The 3,088-nt window shown below is 49.3% G+C and carries 2 protein-coding genes and 1 pseudogene; 1 reads left to right on the forward strand and 2 read right to left on the reverse strand.

Going from position 1 to position 3,088, the window contains the following annotated elements:
* Positions 1–552 precede the first annotated feature (552 nt).
* On the reverse strand, positions 553–759 hold the full coding sequence (locus NDI52_RS34755) for a hypothetical protein (RefSeq protein WP_190773007.1): 207 nt from the start codon (positions 757–759) through the stop codon (positions 553–555).
* A 1,103-nt stretch (positions 760–1,862) separates the two neighbouring features.
* On the opposite strand from NDI52_RS34755, the gene NDI52_RS34760 reads away from it, so the two are divergent.
* On the forward strand, positions 1,863–2,177 hold the full coding sequence (locus NDI52_RS34760) for a hypothetical protein (protein ID WP_190773008.1): 315 nt from the start codon (positions 1,863–1,865) through the stop codon (positions 2,175–2,177).
* Positions 2,178–2,894: 717 nt separating this feature from the next.
* Here NDI52_RS34760 and NDI52_RS34765 read toward each other — a convergent pair.
* A pseudogene (locus NDI52_RS34765) lies at positions 2,895–3,088 on the reverse strand (IS630 family transposase); the annotation flags it as partial.

Consider the following 3,088-nt stretch of genomic DNA (forward strand, 5'->3'; position numbering starts at 1 on the left):
AAGTTAAGCCCGTCTACGGAAAATTCAAGTGGTTGTGACATCCCGCCAAAACCATCTGAGGGGCGGGATTTTTTCTTTTTAGACAAGTGGTGGCGAACCCAGTAGGAGCGAAGCTTCTGTTCCTCTGCTGCGGTTCTAGGGGATGTTCTGTGGAGGAGAGGGACGGGGAGGGCGGTCGCTTTGTTTTCCCAAGTCTGAACGATTACACGATACTGTCCTTGGGCTATTCATCAACCGTTATGAGTTTGGTCCGGCCGTTTAGCTCCATCCACACATCTCGAACACTACCCACCAGTTACGCAGAACATAAAGGTTTCCCGCTTACTGAGATCGCCATTCCGCTTCCTCCTGTGGAGGCCACGATATTGAAGAAGTAGGGGTTTATGTATTTCGACTGCCCCCTCAAATATTGAAGGATTTTGGCGCATGCTCAAAATCGCATGGTTTCTGCCTCAAAACCCGGCTTGTAAAACGGCTCAATTATTGCAGAGCGGTAGTTATAGGGGAGAATTATAAAGGCTGGAGTGGGGCAAAGATACTTCTTTGAGTGCATCAAATTATGTTGCTTTCCTCAATTCCTTGGATTTGATTGAGCACCACATCTACATAACCTTGCTCAATAGTGTAGAAGGTGGCGATCGCTTCACCTCCCTCAATTTTTAGACCTTCGTAAAGTGCGTCACTAAGGTACGTTCCGTCGTTCAAAGTCAAGTCATAAGAGACTTCATCAATTAGTTGAACTGTAGCTGTAGCAGGCATAGTTTTCTCCTTTATCGTGACGATTTGCTGTAGGCAGGGGATAGGACAATCAACAGGAACACACAAAGCTTTAAGCACTGAAGCGATCGCGTGCAACTTGAAATAAGGAGGCAGCAGTGGTGCTTGCTTCTACCAGGAAGCTTAATTGCCAAGCTTTGCAAGGGCAGTACCTTGGTAAAAGGCGTACAAATTGAGGTGAGCCCAGTCGGTTGGACAATGCTGAGCGATCTCTAAGCTCTGAAACGCTGAAATCTCCATACCCTCATGCAAGCCTTTTTCTGATCTATCCGCTTCTCCCAATACACAATTTCAGGTGTGCAAAGTTCAGAGTTTGATGCGATCGCTCTTGATTATACCGATCCATCTACTGACGAACCTCCTTGTTTGCGTGATTTAATTCCACAAGTGGCGCAACTTTGCAGTCGCTGCTGACGCCTTTCTACTTTGAAACAAGGATGGGGGCCAAGTGCCCCCAGGACTCGCTCGACAGCGGCATGAGGAGCGGAGTCTGTATCTGAAATAGTGACGACGGAAAGGGAAAGGAGCGCCTCCTTTATCATTGCTGTTAGCACCCTCCCGATAGCCTGGCTTCAACCTGAACTCATGAACTTCGAACACCTCCGCCGATCACTCCAGAGCAAGAATCGCAAGGTTCAGGAACTGGCGAGCGCTATCGCCTTTTTCTGTTACTTACCCACCATTGTGTCTATCTGGGAAGATACCCAGATGAGCATCGCTGCAAAGTTAGGTAGGACCGCTCAGAGCACCGGATATTTCATGAGGCGATCGCACTATCAAATCGAAAGACCTGAAGGTCGAAGCGCCTCTGACAGAACAACCTACTGACAAGCCCCCCCAGACATGCTTGTACCGTAGTAACCCACTTTTTCTCACATCCCTCCCGGTTCATCAACTGATTCTTTCGTTGACTCCGTGCAGCATGGGTGGCCTTACTGCGCCGCCCACCATTACCAAAATTGCTTCCCAGAACGGCGCGGCTCTCTGGCTACTTCAATCCTCAGAACCAGGCGTTGCGGCTGTGGTAATGGATACATTGAGATGCCAGCCGAGATTCGGTTATCGCGCTCATCAACCTATCTCGATTGCGAGAAGACCTGGCAACCGCAACCGGGAACCTCAATCAGGAAACGGCTGATCCGCTACAGCTTACCAGCCACAAATCCTTCAGAACTGAGCTGAATCATTACCTGGCAGAGGATCAGGAACTAAAGCTACGAGCGATTTCTCACATCTTTGTCGTAGCATTTCAGGACCACACACCCAACGCAAAACCACCATTACAAGGTAGAACTCGTTGTATCCATTCCTTATGGCCTGCAAGGAATCGGCGGAGCCTGGGTCATTGGCGATCGTTGGGCCATAGTTATCACTCAAGCGATCGCCCGGCAATTGCTTAGACTCTCAGCCTCAGCCGGAGAGCCATGAGAAAACCACATCTCTCGAATTGGTTGGTTAGGATGCTGCAGGACCCATACACGCCATAAATTTGGCAGTGCTCACGTGCTCCAACCCAGAAAGGCTTCGGCACCCTAAACACAGCAACTTGATTTCTAACATCAAACCCCCGCAACCACCTGGATCGTCGGGAGGGTCTGTGGGCTTCAGGGCCCGGAATGGGAAGGGCGATCGCCTCTCCTCTTAGCTACCGAGGTCAGGCGCTGGGTACTGAACCCACAACGCCCAACCCCAATTCGCGATACCTCGTGTTGGGCGATTGCCCATAACCCGCTCGATCTCTGTCAAGAATTCACTTGGGGTACAGTCACTGACAGTGAAATAGCCGAGCCGTTTCTTAATGAAGGGCTCTATCAGGGAGAACAGAATAATAGACTTAATCGGAAATTAGGCGAGAAAGAGGCTCAAGCCTTTGCCTGATAAGCTTTTCAGGTCTTTTGCAGCAAAAACAACTGGAAGCCTTGCAGGGAAACTCTTTTGAGCTTTTTGTTTCCCTATTACCGATAAGTTTAATGTCTTTTATGACATTCTCCAGAAACTACTCCTCCAGCATTGCTCTACCCCTAGAACCTCTAAAAGACTAGCTGGCGATCGCTTCCCCTAGAACCTGCCTACTTCTGTTCAGAAGAAGTACGCTACCATCGTAAACTAGTGGTGTGTCAAGGTTGAAATGAGGGGTAAAGCCGTTTGAGTTCAATCCGCGCATCATCGGTCGTAAATTGCCAATCGATGGTTCGCAATTGGGTATTTCTACGCTCCTCCCAAGCCAGGATTTCTCGTTGTAAAGCTTCTTCATCGGCAATGCGGCGATCTAAACATTGCCGAGCTAGAACACTGAGTTCGGTTTCGGCCA

Origin of the sequence: Leptolyngbya sp. PL-A3 (assembly GCF_039962325.1) — a bacterium.
In the GTDB taxonomy this organism is placed as follows: domain Bacteria; phylum Cyanobacteriota; class Cyanobacteriia; order Elainellales; family Elainellaceae; genus Vacuolonema.